The organism is Pseudomonas sp. GM33 (genome assembly GCF_000282295.1).
In the GTDB taxonomy this organism is placed as follows: domain Bacteria; phylum Pseudomonadota; class Gammaproteobacteria; order Pseudomonadales; family Pseudomonadaceae; genus Aquipseudomonas; species Aquipseudomonas laurylsulfatiphila.
On sequence record NZ_AKJO01000067.1, the window covers coordinates 1 to 18106 of the forward strand.

Below are 18106 nucleotides of genomic sequence, written 5' to 3' on the forward strand. Positions count from 1 at the left end.
GCGGCGAGCCAGCGGCGGCCGTTGATTCTTGATGAGGCGGGGCAGGCCGCTTGGCTCGATCCCGAGACGCCGTTGCATGCTTTGCAAGCCTTGCTGGCCAGTGAACCTGCCGCGTTGCGCGAACGGGTACTGGCCAACATGGTGAATGATCCGAAGCTCAATGGGCCGGAGTGTTTGACGCCGGGTTGAGTTTTTTTGGTGGCAGTGCTGGCCCCTTCGCGAGCAAGCCCGCTCCCACACTGGATCTGTGGCGTACACAAATCCCCTGTGGGAGCGGGCTTGCTCGCGAAGAGGGCCTGAAGGTCAAACCCTGAACTGATTGATCAACCGCCGCTGCTGTTCCGCCAGCTTGGTCAAATCCGCACTGGCCGCACTCGACTCATCCGCACCGCCGGCCACTTCATTGGCCACCTGGCCGATGTTGATCACATTGCGGTTGATGTCGTCCGCCACCGCACTTTGCTCCTCGGCCGCGCTGGCGATCTGGGTGTTCATGTCGTTGATCACCGACACCGCCTGAGTAATGGTCTCCAGTGCTTCGGCGGCCTTCGACGCGTGCAGTACGCTTTCGTCCGTACGGTTCTGGCTGTCCTCCATGACTCGCACCACATCCCGCGTGCCTTGCTGCAGTTGCTGGATCATGGCCTGGATTTCTTCGGTGGCCTTTTGCGTCTTCTGCGCCAGGTTGCGCACCTCATCGGCCACCACGGCAAAACCCCGGCCCTGTTCACCGGCGCGGGCCGCTTCGATGGCTGCGTTCAGGGCCAGCAGGTTGGTCTGCTCGGCGATCCCGCGAATGGCGGTGAGGATGGCGTTGATGTTTTCGCTGTCCTTGGCCAGGGTCTGCACCACGCCGACGGCCCGGCCGATCTCCACGGCGAGGGCGCCAATCGAGTTCGAGGTGTCGCGCACGATCTGCATGCCTTGGCTGGCAGCTTGATCGGCATGGCTGGCGGCCTGTGCGGCCTGGGTCGCATTGCGTGCCACGTCCTGGGCGGTGGCGGTCATTTCCTGCACGGCGGTGGCCACCTGATCGATCTCGGCCATTTGCTTGTGTACGCCGGAGTTGGTGCGGATGGCGATGTCGGCGGTGTGTTCCGATGAATCGCTGACGCTCTGCACCGATGTCACCACCTGGGTGATCATCGCCTGCAACTTGGCCAGGAAGGTGTTGAAGCCTTTGGCGATCGAACCCAGCTCATCGGCGCGATCGCTGGTCAGGCGCCGGGTCAGGTCGCCTTCACCCTGGGCGATATCGTCGAGCATGGCCACCATCTGCTTGAGCGGACGGGCGATGCCGTGGCCCACCAGCCAGATCACCAGCAAACCGATACCGGCAATCACCAGGCCGACCATCGCCATGCCGAAGGTGTCGGATTTACGCTGCGCATCCAGGTCGGCCTGGAGTTTTAGCAGGTCGGCCATGACCGCGTTCAGCGGCAATTGCAGCATCAGGGTCCAGCGGGCTTCGGTCTGGCCGATGCCGAACGGCAGGTACAACTCGATCCGGCCCTGGGCTTTGTCGACGGTGTAGGTGACTTCGCCGCGCTTGAGATTGGCCATGTTGGCAATCTGCTTGCTGTCGAGGATATCGCTGACCTTTTCGCCGAACTTGCTTGGATCCTTGGTGTAGGCAACGATGCGGCTATTGCCGCCGATCAGGGCCATTTCCCCGGCGCCGCTGTAGAGTTTCTGATTGGCACCCAGGAGCATTTCCTGAATGAAGTTCACCGACAGGTCGGCGCCAACGATGCCCTGGAAAGCACCGTTGAGCATGATCGGCTCAATAAAGGAGGCGAGCATGACGATTTTGTCGCCCACCTTATAAGGCGCCGGATCGATCACGCAGGATTTTTTGGTTTCTTTCGAGCACAGGTAGTACTCGCTGGCACGCACGCCGGTGGACAGGGTTTTCTGGTCATCGACGTCCACCAGTTTGTCCTGGCCCAGGGTGCCGTCGTCGTTGCGGAACCACCAGGGCAGGAAGCGCCCGTTGCTGGCGTCGATCCCGACCACCTGGGTGCCGACGTAGGCCGTATCGTTGTGGTCCAGCGCGTCTTTTTCCCAGCCGATGTAGGTGCCGAGGATCTTCGGGTTCTTGACCACGTTTTCCTTGATCAGGCCGATCAGTTGCTCACGGCTGAGGCTCAGGGCGGGCTGGCCATCGGCACCGGGTGTGCCGATCAGGGCGTTGACCCGAACCAGTCCGCCGGCGATCAGCAGCGGTGCTTCGAGCTCACGCTGGATCTGGCTGACCTGGGTCTGCGCCAGGGACGTCAGGCGTTGTTCGATGACTTGCTCGAACTGGGCCTGGGTCCGTTCCTGGACCATGTCCTGCGTCCGGGCCCCGGAAAACAGCGCGTACACCACCAGCGCTGCCACGACACTAAGGACAATGGCGCCGGCAAGGGCCGCCACGGAAAACTGGATCGACTTGAATTTCATGGTGGCTCCGCACGCGAAAGGACGTCTGCCCAGGTGTATCGGCAAGGTGTCGGGCGGGCATGAGCGCGGGTCGTTGAAATGGCTGTTTTTGCGTGGCGGATGTCGCAAATGAATCAATGCGCGGCGTGACGGGCTGCGGCTCGCCCCGGAATGTGAATTTTTTCCTGCATCGATGAGAGCTTTGCCTGAATTGCGCGTCTTATGTCTATTGTCTCTGGCGTCGATACTATTCCACGCCTAGGATACCCGGCATGTTTTCAGGGAGTTTTTCGATGAACAAGACATTGGCTCTATGTGTGCTGAGCGCCAGTCTGCTGCTCGCTGGCTGCCAGTCGGTCAATACCACCAGTGGTGGTGCTGTGGGCGTTGAGCGCAAGCAGTACATGTTCAGCATGTTGTCCTCGCAAGAGGTCGACCAGATGTACGCCCAGTCCTATACAAAGACTGTGGGTGAAGCGAGCAGCAAAGGCGTGCTGGACAAGACCAGCAGCGATGCCAAGCGTGTTCAGGTCATTGCCGACCGGCTGATTGCCCAGGCGCCGAACTTTCGTCCGGACGCGGCCCAGTGGAAATGGGAAGTGAACCTGATCAAGAGCGACGAGCTCAATGCCAACTGTGGACCTGGCGGCAAGATCTTTGTCTACACCGGGCTGATCGACAGCCTTCAACTCACTGACGATGAACTCGCCGCGGTCATGGGCCATGAAATCGCCCACGCCCTGCGCGAGCACGGTCGTGAGGCGATGTCCAAGGCATACGGTATCGAAATGGCCAAGCAGGGTGCTGGTGCGTTGCTCGGGTTGGGCCAGGACAGCCTGGCCCTGGCGGACGCTGTAGCCAACTACGGCATGACCTTGCCCAACAGCCGTGCCAATGAAAACGAGGCGGACCTGATCGGTCTGGAATTGGCCGCCCGCGCCGGCTACAACCCGAACGCCGCGATCACCCTGTGGAACAAGATGAGCAAGGCCAGCGAAGGTGCTCCGCCGGAGTTCCTCAGCACGCACCCGTCTTCGAGCAGCCGGACTGCGGCGTTGCAGGCGGCGATTCCGAAGGTTATGCCGTTGTATGAGCAGGCCAAGAAGTCCTGATAGTCATGCGGTAAGGCTGCTGGCCTCTTCGCGAGCAAGCCCGCTCCCACACTGGATATCGGTCGTACACAAAATTTGTGTTCACCGAAGATCAATTGTGGGAGCGGGCTTGCTCGCGAAGAACGATAACGCGATCTAACGACCTATCGGGTCAAACCCACCCGCTGCTCTGCATCGCCTTGTACACCGCGACAATCGCCAGGATGAAGAACGCCGACGCCGCCAGTCGACGGATCAGGGTCAATGGCAGCTTGTCTGCGGCAAAGTTACCCGCCAGAACCACCGGTACGTTGGCAATCAGCATGCCGGCGGTGGTGCCGATGATCACCAGCCACAACTCCGGATATTGCGCAGCCAGCATCACGGTCGCGATCTGCGTCTTGTCGCCGATTTCCGCCAGGAAGAATGCGATCAGTGTGGTCAGGAACGGGCCGAACTTGCGGGCGGTGCTGGCCTCGTCGTCATCCATCTTGTCTGGCACAAGGGTCCACAGGGCGGTCGCGGCGAAGCTCGCGGCTAGGATCCAGTGCAGCATCGTATCCGAGAAGAAACTGCCGACCCAGGCACCGACTGCACCGGCGGCCGCGTGGTTGGCCAGGGTCGCGGCAACAATACCGGCAATGATCGGCCAGGGCTTGCGGAAGCGAGCGGCGAGGATGAGCGCGAGCAGTTGCGTCTTGTCGCCGATTTCGGCCAAGGCAACGATTGCGGTGGGAACGAGTAGTGAATCCAGCATCAGGGGTTTTCCTAAGGGGCGGGTCGACACGGCTATGACACGTACAGCCTTCCCGCCCCGGGTAAGGTGTGCGTGTCATAGGTCTTGTCAAACCCTGCGATCCATCTGGTGTGGATGCTTGGGTCGCATGCGCCATGGTCTGAGGACCAAGTATGTTGACGCATGCCGGACGAGCGTGGTGCTCGTGGGAGACTACTCCCCTAGGACGGAGCGGATTCTGCCTTCGCAAAACCCATTCGGCAAGCCCTCTTTTTCAAAAAGGTTTCAGCCGCGTTTTGCCCGGTAAATTCGAAAGCCCTGTCCTTCGGCCTTGATCGCGCACACGCCAAGATGCTCTTCGATCAGCGGTTGATACTTCAGGAAGCTGTTCGCTACCAGGCGAAGTTCTCCGCCGTTTTTCAGATGTTTGGCTGCTTTTCGCAGCAAGTTCTCCGTTGCGAAATAGTCGGTGTGCACGCCGACATGGAACGGAGGATTGCTCAGGATCGCACTCAAACCCATCGGCGCTGCGTCGATTCCGTCACCGGTAATCACCTCGGCTTCCAGACCATTGGCAGCCAGGGTCAGGCGACTGCTGGCAGCGGCAAAGGCGTCCACATCCAGCATCGTGACCTGGTTGTGCGGGTAACGACGTTTCACTGCCGCGCCCAGAACCCCGGCACCGCAACCGAAATCAAGCAAGTGTCCGCTGGGCAGTTTGTCCAGGTGATCCAGCAGCAGCGCGCTGCCGCGATCGAGGCGACCATGACTGAATACCCCCGGCAGGCTGATGACCTTCAGCGGGCCTTCGGCCAGCGGCAGCTCATAGGTCTGCGCCAGGCTTTCCAGCGGCTTGGCTTCAGGTGCGTTGGCCACGGTCACCTGCCAGAGCTGGCAGTGGCGCGCGCTGTCGAGTTTACGTGGCTTGCCGAACGGGTTGAGTTGTTTGGCGGCACCTTCGATGCCGCTTTTTTTCTCGCCGACCAGATACAGTTCGCGGCCGGCCAGCCGCGAGGCGAGGGCGTTGAGGATGTAGTCGGTCAGGTCCTTGGCCTTGGGCAGAAACACCACGGCGCTATCGAACCCGCGTTCCGGTGCGTTCACGCCAAAGTGGCTGCGCCCGTCGAAGCGGGCGTCCAGCGCGGCCTGATCGCCGGCGTGCCAGCACCAGCCATGGGCATCGGGCAGGCGGCCCAGCAGGTCGTCGGCGGGCAAACCGGCCAACAGCACCGAACCCTGGAATAACTCGGCCTGGCGAAGCAGTACTTCACTGCGCGGATCCATAACTGCTCCCGTGAAAAAAGTGCCGCAGTTTATCAACTGACGACCCGCAGCGCCTTACCGCTGAAGTATCCCAGTGCGTTTTCGGTCACTTGGCCAACGATTCGCTGGCGCGCTTCGCGGCTGCCCCAGGCGTTGTGCGGGGTGACGATCAGGCGCGGGATGTCTTGGGCCAGCAGAGGATTGCCGTTGGCGGGAGGCTCGACGCTCAGCACGTCAGTGGCGGCGCCTCCCAGATGACCGTTGCGCAAGGCATCGGCCAGAGCCTGTTCGTCGATCAGGCCGCCGCGGGCGGTGTTGACCAGGAACGCTTCGGGTTTCATCGAGGCCAGTTCGCGGGCACCGATGAAGTGGCGGGTGTGTTCATTGAGCGGGCAGTGCAGGGTCAGGGCATCGACTTGCGGCAGCAGTTCATCGAGTGGCAGGCGGTCCGGACGGGCAGGGCGTCCGGGAATCTGCCCCAGCAGCACGCGCATGCCGAAGGCTTCAGCCAGCCGTGCGACCGCGCCACCCAGTTCGCCGTGACCCAGCAGGCCAAGGGTTTTGCCTTCGAGTTCGACAATCGGGTAGTCCAGCAAGCAGAACTGTTTGGCCTGTTGCCAGCGGCCTGCACCGACGGCCTTCTGATAGTCGGCCAGGCGCGTGGCCAGGTTGAGCAGCAGCATGATCGTGTGCTGCGCCACCGACGGCGTGCCGTAACCCTGGCAGTTGCACACGGTGATCCCGTGGGCGCGGGCGGCAGCGAGGTCGACGTTGTTGGTGCCGGTGGCGGTGATCAGGATCAGCTTGAGGTCAGGGCTGGCGGCCATGGCGGCGGCGTCGATCAGGATCTTGTTGCTGATGGCGACGGTGGCGCCCTTGAGGTGTTCGATGACTTGATCGGGCAAGGTCTGGGCGAACAGCTGCAATTCGCTGAAACAACTGCGCAGCGGGCTGAGGTCAAGGTCGCCGAGGTCCAGGGACGGGTGGTCGAGGAAAACGGCGCGGCGAGTGTTCGTCATCAACTGTACCTTTTGTGCATTGAACTGAAGGCGTAATCTGCCGAGCCTACCAGATGAAATAAATAGTTACGCTTGGCCTGAAGGAGCCCCACATGTACTGGACAGAGTTCTTGACCGTTGCCCTGATTCACTTGCTGGCCGTGGCCAGCCCCGGCCCGGACTTTGCCGTGGTGGTACGTGAAAGTGTTACCCACGGTCGCCGTGCGGGCACCTGGACCGCGCTGGGTGTGGGGACGGCGATTTTCCTGCATGTGGGTTACTCGCTGTTGGGTATCGGCCTGATCGTGTCCCAGTCGATCGTGCTGTTCAATGCCTTGAAATGGGCCGCCGCCGCTTACCTGCTCTACATCGGTTACAAGGCACTGCGCGCGCAACCGGCCAAGCCTGTGGCGGACGATCTGCACAAGGAAGCGGGGGAGCGCACTGCCCGTGGCGCCTTCACCTCGGGTTTCGTCACCAACGGTCTCAACCCGAAAGCCACGCTGTTCTTCCTCTCGCTGTTCACCGTGGTAATCAACCCGCACACGCCACTGGCCGTGCAGGCCGGTTACGGGGTTTACCTGGCAGCCGCCACAGCGACCTGGTTCTGCCTGGTGGCGATGTTGTTCAGCCAGCAGCGCGTACGCGCCGGTTTCGCGCGCATGGGGCACTGGTTCGACCGGACCATGGGTGCGGTGCTGATTGCGATTGGCGTGAAACTCGCTTTTACCGAGATGCATTGATCAATCGTGATTCCCTGTAGGAGCTGCCGCAGGCTGCGATCTTTTGATCTTTGACAATTCTGGAGTTGCCGAAGATCAAGATCAAAAGATCGCAGCCTGCGGCAGCTCCTACAGTGCGTGGTAAATGGCCGGTGCTGGCGCAATGCTAGCATTTGCGGAGTTCTACAAATCATTCCTTTGGCTGATTTGGCTGACGATCTGGGGCACTACAGTGCTTACGTTCAGTCACGTCCGTGCAGTCAGAAAAAGGGATTCTTATGTTGCAGACTCGCGTTATCCCCCCGGCCGAAGGCGCTTACCAATACCCGCTGCTGATCAAGCGGCTGCTGATGTCCGGTGCCCGTTATGAGAAAACCCGCGAGATCATCTACCGCGACAAGTTGCGCTACAGCTACCCGACCCTGATCGAGCGGGTGGCCCGCCTGGCCAACGTGCTGACAGCGGCCGGGGTCAAGCCCGGGGATGCCGTGGGTGTGATGGACTGGGACAGCCATCGTTACCTGGAATGCATGTTCGCCATCCCGATGATCGGCGCGGTGATCCACACCATCAACGTGCGCCTGTCGCCGGAACAGATCCTCTACACCATGAACCACGCCGAGGACCGCTTTGTGCTGGTCAACAGCGAGTTCGTCGGCCTCTACAAAGCCATCGAAGGGCATCTGACCACGGTCGACAAAACCCTGTTGCTGACTGACCTGCCGGAAACAACCGCGGACCTGCCGAACCTTGTCGGCGAATACGAACAACTGCTGGCCGCGGCGAGCCCGCAGTACGATTTCCAGGATTTCGACGAAAACTCGGTCGCGACCACGTTCTATACCACCGGCACCACCGGCAATCCCAAGGGCGTGTACTTCACCCATCGGCAACTGGTGCTGCACACCATGGGCGTGTCGACCATCATGGGCGCGATCGACAGCGTGCGCCTGCTGGGTACCAGCGACGTGTACATGCCGATCACACCGATGTTCCACGTCCACGCCTGGGGCCTGCCGTATGTGGCGACCATGCTCGGACTCAAGCAGGTGTACCCCGGCCGCTATGACCCGGAGTACCTGGTGGAGTTGTGGCGCAAGGAGAAGGTCACGTTCTCCCATTGCGTACCGACCATTTTGCAGATGGTCCTCAATGCCAAGGCTGCGCAGAACGTCGACTTCGGCGGCTGGAAAATCGTCATCGGCGGCAGCGCCTTGAACCGCACGCTGTACGAGGCGGCCAAGGCCAAGGGCATTCAGTTGACCGCCGCCTACGGCATGTCGGAAACCGGGCCACTGGTGTCATGCGCCCATTTGAACGATGAGTTGATGGCCGGCACGGAAGACGAACGCACCACTTACCGGATCAAGGCCGGCGTGCCCGGGCCGCTGGTGGAGGCGGCGATCGTCGACACCGAGGGCAACTTCCTGCCCGCCGACGGCGAGACCCAGGGCGAACTGGTGCTGCGCGCACCCTGGCTGACCGAGGGTTATTTCAATGAACCGCAGAAGGGCGCGGAGCTCTGGGCCGGAGGCTGGCTGCACACCGGCGACGTGGCGACCCTGGACAGCATGGGGGTGATCGACATTCGTGACCGTATCAAGGACGTGATCAAGACCGGTGGCGAGTGGATCTCCTCCCTGGACCTGGAAGACCTGATCAGTCGTCATGTGGCGGTACGTGAAGTAGCAGTGGTGGGGATCCCTGATCCGCAGTGGGGAGAGCGGCCGTTTGCCCTGCTCGTACTGCGTGAAGGTCATGTCATCGGGGCGCGGGAACTCAAGGAACACCTCAAGCCTTTTGTGGAGTTGGGGCACCTGAGCAAGTGGGCGATTCCGAGTCAGATCGCCCTTGTTACTGAAATTCCCAAGACCAGCGTCGGCAAACTCGACAAGAAGCGCATTCGTGTCGACATCAGCGAATGGCAGGCCACCAACAGCACCTTCCTCTCGACGCTTTAAGCACCTCCCGGCGTGCCCGAAAGGGCACGCCAGCCCCACCAAGCAAGCGCTTGGCTTGTCAAATCGAAATTTTCAGCCATCCTTGCCGTGCCGACGGGTGTCGGACTGGCGAAAGGACTGTTCCAGAGTGGCTGGCAACTGCAAATCACACTTTAGAGGGATCAAGCACTACTACCTGCTGGCTATAGTCCGCTCAAGGATTTTTAAGAACGGGGCAACCGCACGAACCGGGGCGATGCAACTTTGGAATGACTTTGGGATGCCATGGCTCCCGGTTATCCACAGCGTTTTTAGAAGTGCTCAATGCCATAAAAATAAAATGCACATGGAGTAGCGTCGATGACATCAGTAAACCAGTTCTGGCGCCGGGCGAAGCTGCCCCTGGCTGTCAGTCTTGCCTCTACGCTCGCCGGGCCAGCATTCGGCGTCAGTTTCAACGTCGGTGAAATCGAAGGTCAGTTCGACTCATCCCTGTCGCTCGGTGCCAGTTGGTCTACCGAAAGTGCCAACAAGAACCTCATCGGTGTCAACAACGGCGGCAAGGGTCTGTCCCAGACTTCTGATGACGGTCACCTGAACTTCAAGAGCGGGGAAACCTTCTCGAAGATCTTCAAGGGCATCCATGACCTTGAACTCAAATACGGCGATACCGGTGTTTTCGTCCGTGGCAAGTACTGGTACGACTTTGAACTGAAGGACGAAAGCCGTCCGTTCAAGGACATCAGCGACGCGGGCCGCAAGGAAGGCGCCAAGTCCGCCGGCGGCCAGATCCTCGACGCCTTCGTCTACCACAACTACTCCATTGCCGATCAACCAGGCTCCGTGCGCCTGGGCAAGCAGGTGGTGAGCTGGGGTGAAAGTACCTTCATCGGTGGTGGCATCAACTCGATCAACCCGATCGACGTGTCCGCGTTCCGTCGTCCGGGTGCCGAGATCAAGGAAGGCCTGATCCCGGTCAACATGTTCTATGTGTCCCAGAGCCTGACCGAAAACCTCTCGGCCGAAGCGTTCTATCAAATTGAATGGGACCAGACCGTCGTCGATAACTGCGGCACGTTCTTCTCCCAGCCGGACATCGTTGCCGACGGCTGTAACGACAACCTGCGCGTGCTGGCCAAGCGCTCGCAGATTCCGGCCATTGCCCTGGGGCCTTTGGCCGCCAACGGCGTCGACGTCAACAATGAGGGTGTTCTGGTACGTCGTGGCGGCGATCGTGATGCCCGCGACGGCGGCCAGTGGGGCGCGTCCTTCAAGTACATGTTCGATCCACTGGACACCGAATTCGGTGCCTATTTCATGAACTACCACAGCCGTGCGCCGATCTTCAGTGCCACCGGTGCGCCGCAGTCGGTCTACAACACAGCGGCGGGACTCCCGGGGCCGTTCGCCGCGCTGGCGCCATTGCTGGTGGCGGGTAATTCGCAGTACTTCATCGAATACCCGGAGGACATTCGCCTGTATGGCTTGAGCTTCTCCACCACCCTGCCTACCGGTACCGCGTGGAGCGGTGAGATCAGCTACCGTCCGAACGCTCCGGTGCAGCTCAACTCCACCGACATCCTGTTCGCCGGTGTACGTCCTTTGGGCAACAACAACCCGAACAACCCGTTGACCAACGCATCGCTGCTGACCGGCGTGCCGGGGCAGGACCTGCACGGGTATCGTCGCAAGGAGATCACCCAGTTCCAGACCACCCTGACGCACTTCTTCGACCAAGTCATGGGCGCCAGCCGTCTGACCCTGGTGGGTGAAGTGGGCGTGACCCACGTCGGCGGCCTGGAAAGCACTTCCGATGTTCGTTATGGCCGCGATCCGGTCTACGGCCCGGGTGAGTTGCCAGCCTCTGGCGCGCTCGATACCTGCGTGGCGCTCAACACCAGCACCATCAACGGTGCCGGCCCGGGTACGCCTACCAACAACCGCAGCCGCAACTGCACCGACGAAGGTTTCACCACTGCGACTTCGTGGGGCTACCGCGGTCGTGCCATCTGGGAATACAACGACGTGTTTGCCGGTGTGAACCTCAAGCCGAACGTTGCCTGGTCCCATGACGTGAGCGGTTACTCGCCAGGCCCTGGCGGCAACTTCGAGGAAGGCCGCAAGGCGGTGAGCCTCGGTGTCGATGCCGAGTACCAGAACACCTACACCGCGAGCCTGGCCTACACCAACTTCTTCGACGGCAAGTACACCACCGTGGATGACCGCGACTTCGTTGCGCTCAGCGTCGGCGTGAACTTCTAAGCACTGAATTTTCAGGACGAACAAACATATGAAAATAACAAAGAGTCTGTTCCACGCCGGTGTTCTGGGTCTTTCGCTGCTGGCGACCAGCGTCATCGCAGCGGTTCCCCAGGCCGAGGCCGACAAGCTGGGCAAGAGCCTGACCCCGATGGGTGCCGAAATGGCGGGTAACGCCGACGGTTCGATCCCGGCCTGGAAGCCGATGGCGAAGAACGCCGGTACGGTCGACAGCAAAGGTTTCCTGTCCAATCCGTTCGCCAGCGAAAAACCGCTGTTTACCATCACGGCGCAGAACGTCGACCAGTACAAGGACAAGCTCGCACCGGGCCAGTACGCGATGTTCAAGCGCTACCCGGAAACCTTCAAGATGCCGGTCTATCCATCCCATCGCGGTGCTACCGTGCCGGATGATGTATTCGCCGCCATCAAGCGCAACGCTACCAACACCAACCTGGTGTCCGGCGGCAACGGCCTGGAGAACTTTGAAACCGCCATTCCGTTCCCGATTCCGAAAAGTGGCGTTGAAGTCATCTGGAACCACATCACCCGTTATCGCGGTGGTAGCGTGACTCGCCTGGTAACCCAGGCCACGCCACAGCCGAACGGCTCGTTCAGCCTGGTGTACTTCCAGGACCAGTTCGTGTTCCGCGACAAGATGAAGGATTACGATCCGAAAAACCCGGGCAACATCCTGTTCTACTTCAAGCAGAAAGTGACCGCGCCGGCGCGTCTGGCCGGTGGTGTGCTGCTGGTTCACGAAACCCTCGACCAGGTCAAGGAACCGCGCTCGGCTTGGGTCTACAACGCCGGCCAGCGTCGTGTGCGTCGTGCGCCACAAGTGTCCTATGACGGCCCGGGCACCGCGGCTGACGGCCTGCGTACTTCCGACAACCTGGACATGTACAACGGTGCGCCGGATCGTTACGACTGGAAGCTCGAAGGCAAGAAAGAGATGTACATCGCCTCCGACAGCTACAAGCTCGACGACCCGAGCCTCAAGTACACCGACATCATCAAGGCCGGTCACATCAACCAGGATCTGGCGCGTTACGAGCTGCGTCGGGTGTGGCATGTGGTTGCCACCTTGAAGGAAGGCCAGCGTCACATCTACGCCAAGCGTGACTTCTACATCGACGAAGATACCTGGCAGGCAGCGGTCATCGACCATTACGACGGTCGTGGCCAGCTGTGGCGTGTAGGTGAGGCCCATGCCGAGAACTACTACGACAAGCAAGTGCCGTGGTACGCCCTCGAGGCCCTGTATGACCTGCAGTCGGGTCGTTACCTGGCGCTGGGCATGAAGAACGAAGAGAAGTCGGCTTACGACTTCGGCTTCACTGCGACCACCAGCGACTTCACCCCGGCCGCCTTGCGTCAGGACGGTGTTCGCTAAGGTGAACTGAGTAGAGGCCGCACCCTCTGAAACGCCCCGACTGGTTCGGGGCGTTTTTTTTTGCTTGTAGACTTTTTGTAGCCATTTGTAGCAATTACCTTCATTCCCTATCCGTTTACGGCTAGTCTGCGGACATCTGCAACGCCGCCACCCGCAATTCAAACAAGAGCCGGCTATGACTGATTTGTCCACATCCCCAGGTTCTGCACCGGTTGCCGTCGCGACACTCGACGGGCGGTTTTTCCGTCCGCCATTGCCCGACGGCCATGTGCTGCGTCCACGTTTGTGCGAGCGTCTGAGTGCCGGGCTTGCAGGCAGGTTATTGCTGGTCAGTGCCCCGGCAGGGTTCGGCAAGAGTTCGCTGGCGGTGGAGTTTTGTCAGGGTTTGCCGGGGCACTGGCAAAGCCTCTGGCTGGGGTTGAGCCCGCGAGACAGTGACCCGGGGCGCTTTCTCGAACGGCTGCTGGAAGGCCTTCAGGACTATTTCCCGCACCTGGGCAGGCAATCCCTCGGGCTGTTGAAAATGCGCCAGCGCCATCAGCCGTTCGCATTCGAAGAATGGCTCGACGGCTTGCTCGACGAACTGGCCGTACACCTGTCCACGGCGAAGCCCTTGCTGCTGGTGCTGGATGATTACCATCTGGCTCAGGGGCCAGTGCTGGACCGTTGCCTGCAGTTTTTCCTCAACCATCTTCCCGATGGTTTGCTGGTGATGGTCACCAGCCGCCAACGTCCCGACTGGCACCTGGCGCGGCTGCGGCTGTCGCGGCAACTGCTCGAGTTGCATGAACAGGACCTGCGCCTGACCCATGACGAGGCCTTGAGCCTGCTTGACCGGCACAGCAGCTCCTTGCGCGGCGAGGCACTGGAAAACCTTATCCAGCGCAGCGAAGGCTGGGTTGCGGGTTTACGTTTCTGGCTGCTGGCGGCTTCGGAGGCGGGCACCGATGGCACGCTCCCGCAATCGTTGCATGGCGGGGAGGGGTTGATCCGCGATTACCTGCTCGAAGAAGTCATCGATTGCCTGCCCGCCGAGGTCCAGTCGTTCCTTTATGACACGGCGCCCCAGGAGCGTTTTTGCAGCGAACTGTGCGATGCCGTTCGCGACGCCCATGACAGCGGAGAGATCCTGCGCTTCCTGCTTGCCCATCAAGTGTTCCTGGTGCCGCTGGATGAACATGGTCATTGGTACCGTTATCACCATCTGTTTTCCGATCTGTTGCGCACTCGGCCGACGTCCCAGTCGATGGTACCGGCCGCGAGCCTGCACCTGCGTGCCTGCCGCTGGTTCAATGCCCAGGGACTGCTCGATGAGGCGGTGGAGCAAGCCTTGCGTGCCGGTCACCTGGACGTCGCGGCGAACCTGGTGCAGAACCTCTCCGAAGAGCAACTGCTGGCCGAGCAGAATGTCGGCATGTTGCTGCGCTGGAAAATGGACTTGCCTGACAGCTTGCTGATCAGCACCCCGCGCCTGATTGTGCTGTATAGCTGGGCGCTGGGCCTGGCTTGCCAGCTGGATGCTGCCGAAGAGCTGGCCAGCCATTTGAGCCGCTTCCTGCCCGCGCCGTCGGCCACCGCCCAGAAATCCATGCTGGCTCAATGGCTGGCGTTGAGTGGCATCATTGCCCGTGGGCGCGGCAACCGCGAACTCACGCTGCGGTACTGCCGCGAGGCATTGGAAAGCCTTCCGGCCAAGCGTTACGGCCAGCGCCTGATGTGCCTCTCGACCTTGTCCAACCTGGCCATTGCCGATGGGGACTTATGGCGGGCACGGGGACTGAACCGCGAATCGCTGGAGCTGGCGCAACGTGTCGGCAACCCGTTATTCGAAGCGCTGGCGCACTACGACCGCGCACGGGTGCTGCAAGCCCGCGGAGAAATCTGTCGGGCACTGGAAGAGGTCCGTCAGGGCATGCAACGCCTGCAGAGCTTGTCTGCACAACGGCTGTATGCGGTTCGCGCCCGGCTGACCCTGTACGAAGGCTTTTTGCTGGCCCTGCGCATGCAGCCGCAATTGGCGCGGGTGCGCTTGCAGGCCGGTCTGAGCGAGGCGCGCGCCTGTCGTGACATCAGCGTGCTTATTGGCCACTGCGTGATTGCCAGGCTGGAAGGCAGCAGCGGCGAGTTCGCCAAGGCCTTTGCCGAATTGGCCGAAGCCGAGCGGCTCATGCACATCTGGGACGTGCCGCCGATCTACTACCTGGCCATGATTACCCTGGTCAAATGTGAGCTCTGGCTGGCCCAGGGGCGTACCGATCTGGCCGAAGCCTGGCTGGCGCGCCTGGGGCAGACCTACAACGGCGAAAACGGGGCGGCACCGCCGGAGTTCCATCCGCAATTGCCGCTGCATATCGAATTGCAACAAGCGTTGCTGGACTTCATCCAGGGCCAGCCGATGCTGGCCGAGGGGCGATTGAATGCGCTGCTCGAACATGGCCAGCAAAGCGGTCGGCAGATGCTCAGTGCCATGGCGCTGACCCAGAAAGTGGCGTTATTGCTGGGAAGCGGACGGGAGCCGGAAGCACGCAAGGCACTGGCTCAGGCGCTGGACGCCGCTGGTGGGGGCGTGCTGCAACCCTTCGAGGGCTTGCTGGCCGAGCACCCGGACTGGCTGCGTGGGCAGCTTCAACAGTGTTCGCCAACCCCTGTTTCCCTGAGCCTCAGTGAAAAGCTGCCGGCGCTGACAGCCCGCCCCGGAGCGGAATCCGGCGCGGCTGCGGAGCAACTCAGCACGCGGGAACTGGCGGTTCTGCGATTGATTGCCCAAGGCTGTTCGAACCAGGAAATCAGCGATCAGCTGTTTATTTCCTTGCACACGGTCAAGACCCACGCCAGCCACATCAACAGCAAACTCGGGGTCGAGCGGCGTACGCAGGCCGTGGCGCGGGCGAAGGAATTGGGGGTGCTGGGTTAAGGATTTTTCACGTTACACATCGCGGCCATTGGCTGGATACTCAATTGTGCGAAAATCGCCCCTCCCCGTTTATCGAGCAGGCCCCCGATGTCCCAGCATCCCACCCTTATCCGCGAAACCTTCCCCGTCGGCCCTTTGCAGTGCAATTGCACCATCATCGGCGATCCGGTGACGAAAAAGGCCATCGTCGTCGATCCGGGTGGCAATCATGAGCTGATCCTGGCGCGTCTCGATGCCCTGGGGTTGAAAGTGGTCAGCATCATTCACACCCACGCGCACCTCGATCACTTCCTGGCTTCCGGTCAACTCAAGGAGAAAACCGGCGCGACCCTGCATCTGCACAAGGAAGACCAGTTCCTCTGGGACAACCTGGAAATGCAGTGCCAGATGTTCGGTGTCCCTTACACTCCGGTGCCGTCCCCGGACCGCTGGCTGGCCGATGATGAAGAGCTGGCCTGCGGCTGTGGCGTGGCGCTTCACACGCCTGGGCACACACCGGGGTCGATGAGTTTCTGGTTTGCCGATGCCAAGCTGCTGATTGCCGGTGACACGTTGTTCAAGCGTGGGGTAGGACGCACGGATTTGTGGGGTGGCGACCAGGCCACCATCGTGCGTTCGATCAAGCAGCGTTTGTACACCCTCGACGAAGAGGCGACGGTGGTCGCCGGGCATGGTCCGGACACCCGTCTGGGCGATGAAATGCGCGAAAACCCCTTTGTACGGGCCTGATTTGTAACGAGTGGAATTTTTGTTCCCGGAAGTGATCCAACACCCGCAATGGCTATGCCTTGGTCCGTTGCACCACAGAATGCAAAAAAGTAGGAGCTATACATGTTCACCACGCGTCGTTTGATTATTGTCGCTACGGCTGTGGCCGTTTTGTCCGGTTGTGCCTCGCCCAATCCTTACGGCGGTCAAGGCCAGGCTCAGGGGCAGGCGGACAGCGGCTCCGAAGGCATGAGCAAGACCGCGAAGTATGGTGGTCTCGGCGCTCTGGCCGGTGCGCTGGCGGGTGCTGCGATCAACCACGATAACCGTGGCAAGGGCGCGCTGATCGGTGCGGCAGTGGTCGGTGCTTCGGCCGCCGGTTACGGTTATTACGCCGACCAGCAAGAGAAAAAGTTGCGTGCCAGCATGGCCAACACCGGTGTTGAAGTGCAGCGCCAGGGCGACCAGATCAAGCTGATCATGCCGGGCAACATCACGTTTGCTACCGACTCGGCAAACATTGCCCCAAGTTTCTATCAGCCGCTGAACAACCTGGCGGGCTCGCTGAAAGAGTTCAACCAGAACCAGATCGAAATCGTGGGCTATACCGACAGCACTGGCAGCCGCCAGCACAACATGGATCTGTCCCAGCGTCGTGCACAAAGCGTGGCCACCTACCTGACCTCGCAAGGTGTCAGCGGTGCCAACCTGAGCGCTCGTGGCGCAGGGCCGGACAGTCCGGTTGCCAGCAACGGCGACGCCAATGGCCGGGCGCAGAACCGCCGTGTAGAGGTCAACCTCAAGGCGATTCCGGGCCAGCAATATGGTGGTCAGCAGCAAGGTCAGGTTCAGCAGTACCCTTGAGCGTCTGATTGAACCCCAGGCATAAAAAATGCCCGCCCGATCCCAAGTAGATCAGGCGGGCTTTTTTGTATCGTCAGTTCTGGCCTCTTCGCGGGCAAGCCCGCTCCCACAGGTTAGTGTTGAATGCAGATTTTGTGTCCGAGATCGACCACTGTGGGAGCGGGCTTGCCCGCGAAGGGGGCGGGGAGGGCAACAGATAAAACGGATCAGTAATAAAAAGCCCCCGGACAATCACTCGTCCGGGGGCTTTTTCACACCTGAAACCTGATTACTTCTTCAGGCCGTAATGCTCATCGAGCATGCCGGGCGCGTTCGGGGCTTTGGGTGCGTAGTCGCGCGGCGGCTCCTGATCGCGCGGTGGCGTCAGGCGTTCACGGGGTGCCTGCGCCGCATCGGCGTGCAGGGAGGCCAGCAGGCGTTGGCGAGTCTGTTCGTCCAGGGCCAGGCGATTGGCGCCCTCCGCGAGATGGTCCTGCACTTCCTGATAGCTCGCAGTCAGTTTCTTGACCAATGACGCAGTGCTGTTGAAGTGGGTCACCACTTCGTTCTGATAACTGTCGAAACGTTCCTGAATATCGTCCAGCTGACGTTGCGTGCTGCTAGGCGCGGCATTCGGCGCAAGGCGAGCGATCAGGAACCCAATGGCGACACCCACAACCAGGGCAAGAGTCGGTAGCAACCAAACTAAGAGCGAGTGTTCCACGAGTCCTTCCTCTATAAACGGCTTTGCTTTACGTTAACGGCTCGAACCTGCGCTGTATACCGCGATTCACTCGCAATAGACAGCCACA

The 18106-nt window shown here is 60.8% G+C and carries 13 protein-coding genes, 2 pseudogenes and 1 riboswitch; of the genes and pseudogenes, 9 read left to right on the top strand and 6 right to left on the bottom strand.

Annotated features, from left to right (window positions below; all coding sequences use genetic code 11):
* A pseudogene (locus PMI26_RS21245) lies at positions 1-189 on the top strand (SOS response-associated peptidase); the annotation flags it as partial.
* 114 nt (positions 190-303) lie between these two features.
* Here the strand turns inward: PMI26_RS21245 and PMI26_RS32275 are convergent.
* Together PMI26_RS32275 and PMI26_RS32280 are read right to left on the bottom strand one after the other, a co-directional pair.
* On the bottom strand, positions 304-1146 hold the full coding sequence (locus tag PMI26_RS32275) for a methyl-accepting chemotaxis protein (protein ID WP_443200837.1): 843 nt from the start codon (positions 1144-1146) through the stop codon (positions 304-306).
* A gap of 12 nt (positions 1147-1158) precedes the next feature.
* Positions 1159-2445: pseudogene (locus PMI26_RS32280) on the bottom strand (HAMP domain-containing protein); the annotation flags it as partial.
* 272 nt (positions 2446-2717) lie between these two features.
* On the opposite strand from PMI26_RS32280, the gene PMI26_RS21235 reads away from it, so the two are divergent.
* The gene (locus PMI26_RS21235) at positions 2718-3536 is read left to right on the top strand and encodes a M48 family metallopeptidase (protein ID WP_007972535.1); all 819 of its coding nucleotides are present in this window, start codon (positions 2718-2720) and stop codon (positions 3534-3536) included.
* A gap of 151 nt (positions 3537-3687) precedes the next feature.
* Here PMI26_RS21235 and PMI26_RS21230 read toward each other — a convergent pair whose 3' ends face one another.
* The 3 genes from PMI26_RS21230 to PMI26_RS21220 all read right to left on the bottom strand — a co-directional run bounded on the left by PMI26_RS21230 (position 3688) and on the right by PMI26_RS21220 (position 6533).
* Positions 3688-4272 (bottom strand): TMEM165/GDT1 family protein, encoded by a 585-nt coding sequence (locus PMI26_RS21230; RefSeq protein ID WP_007972537.1) that lies wholly within the window; start codon positions 4270-4272, stop codon positions 3688-3690.
* 89 nt (positions 4273-4361) lie between these two features.
* Positions 4362-4486: riboswitch (yybP-ykoY riboswitch) on the bottom strand.
* A gap of 50 nt (positions 4487-4536) precedes the next feature.
* Entirely contained in the window at positions 4537-5535 is a 999-nt protein-coding gene (locus PMI26_RS21225; RefSeq protein ID WP_007972538.1) for a class I SAM-dependent methyltransferase, read from the bottom strand.
* 32 nt (positions 5536-5567) lie between these two features.
* Positions 5568-6533: a 2-hydroxyacid dehydrogenase gene (locus tag PMI26_RS21220; protein WP_007972539.1), complete on the bottom strand. Its 966-nt coding sequence runs from the start codon at positions 6531-6533 to the stop codon at positions 5568-5570.
* Positions 6534-6625: 92 nt separating this feature from the next.
* Here PMI26_RS21220 and PMI26_RS21215 point away from each other — a divergent pair, with 92 nt between their 5' ends.
* The 7 genes from PMI26_RS21215 (at position 6626) to PMI26_RS21185 (ending at position 17315) form a co-directional block, all read left to right on the top strand.
* Positions 6626-7255: a LysE family translocator gene (locus PMI26_RS21215; RefSeq protein ID WP_007972540.1), complete on the top strand. Its 630-nt coding sequence runs from the start codon at positions 6626-6628 to the stop codon at positions 7253-7255.
* A 257-nt stretch (positions 7256-7512) separates the two neighbouring features.
* Entirely contained in the window at positions 7513-9195 is a 1683-nt protein-coding gene (locus PMI26_RS21210) for a fatty acid--CoA ligase (RefSeq protein WP_007972550.1), read from the top strand.
* 339 nt (positions 9196-9534) lie between these two features.
* Positions 9535-11436 carry a DUF1302 domain-containing protein gene (locus PMI26_RS21205; RefSeq protein ID WP_007972552.1) on the top strand — a complete coding sequence of 634 codons (1902 nt, stop codon included), beginning with the start codon at positions 9535-9537 and terminating at the stop codon, positions 11434-11436.
* Between the two features lie 28 nt (positions 11437-11464).
* Entirely contained in the window at positions 11465-12829 is a 1365-nt protein-coding gene (locus tag PMI26_RS21200; RefSeq protein WP_007972554.1) for a DUF1329 domain-containing protein, read from the top strand.
* Between the two features lie 175 nt (positions 12830-13004).
* Positions 13005-15743, top strand: coding sequence for a LuxR C-terminal-related transcriptional regulator (locus PMI26_RS21195; protein ID WP_007972556.1), 2739 nt, complete (start codon positions 13005-13007; stop codon positions 15741-15743).
* 87 nt (positions 15744-15830) lie between these two features.
* Positions 15831-16472, top strand: a complete 642-nt coding sequence (locus PMI26_RS21190; protein ID WP_007972557.1) for an MBL fold metallo-hydrolase — start codon at positions 15831-15833, stop codon at positions 16470-16472.
* Between the two features lie 102 nt (positions 16473-16574).
* Positions 16575-17315 (top strand): OmpA family lipoprotein, encoded by a 741-nt coding sequence (locus PMI26_RS21185; protein ID WP_007972558.1) that lies wholly within the window; start codon positions 16575-16577, stop codon positions 17313-17315.
* A gap of 268 nt (positions 17316-17583) precedes the next feature.
* Here the strand turns inward: PMI26_RS21185 and PMI26_RS21180 are convergent, their stop codons facing one another.
* Complete coding sequence (locus tag PMI26_RS21180) at positions 17584-18018, bottom strand: YhcB family protein (protein WP_007972560.1); 435 nt, start codon at positions 18016-18018, stop codon at positions 17584-17586.
* Between the last annotated feature and the right edge of the window lie 88 nt (positions 18019-18106).

Bases quoted from the DNA above. Each gene is read 5' to 3' on its own strand.
- PMI26_RS21205 (WP_007972552.1), top strand. From the start codon at position 9,535: ATGACATCAGTAAACCAGTTCTGGCGCCGGGCGAAGCTGCCCCTGGCT.
- PMI26_RS21235 (WP_007972535.1), top strand. From the start codon at position 2,718: ATGAACAAGACATTGGCTCTATGTGTGCTGAGCGCCAGTCTGCTGCTC.
- PMI26_RS21220 (WP_007972539.1), bottom strand. From the start codon at position 6,533: ATGACGAACACTCGCCGCGCCGTTTTCCTCGACCACCCGTCCCTGGAC.
- PMI26_RS21225 (WP_007972538.1), bottom strand. From the start codon at position 5,535: ATGGATCCGCGCAGTGAAGTACTGCTTCGCCAGGCCGAGTTATTCCAG.
- PMI26_RS21185 (WP_007972558.1), top strand. From the start codon at position 16,575: ATGTTCACCACGCGTCGTTTGATTATTGTCGCTACGGCTGTGGCCGTT.
- PMI26_RS21190 (WP_007972557.1), top strand. From the start codon at position 15,831: ATGTCCCAGCATCCCACCCTTATCCGCGAAACCTTCCCCGTCGGCCCT.
- PMI26_RS32275 (WP_443200837.1), bottom strand. From the start codon at position 1,146: ATGATCACCCAGGTGGTGACATCGGTGCAGAGCGTCAGCGATTCATCG.
- PMI26_RS21210 (WP_007972550.1), top strand. From the start codon at position 7,513: ATGTTGCAGACTCGCGTTATCCCCCCGGCCGAAGGCGCTTACCAATAC.
- PMI26_RS21230 (WP_007972537.1), bottom strand. From the start codon at position 4,272: ATGCTGGATTCACTACTCGTTCCCACCGCAATCGTTGCCTTGGCCGAA.
- PMI26_RS21200 (WP_007972554.1), top strand. From the start codon at position 11,465: ATGAAAATAACAAAGAGTCTGTTCCACGCCGGTGTTCTGGGTCTTTCG.
- PMI26_RS21215 (WP_007972540.1), top strand. From the start codon at position 6,626: ATGTACTGGACAGAGTTCTTGACCGTTGCCCTGATTCACTTGCTGGCC.
- PMI26_RS21195 (WP_007972556.1), top strand. From the start codon at position 13,005: ATGACTGATTTGTCCACATCCCCAGGTTCTGCACCGGTTGCCGTCGCG.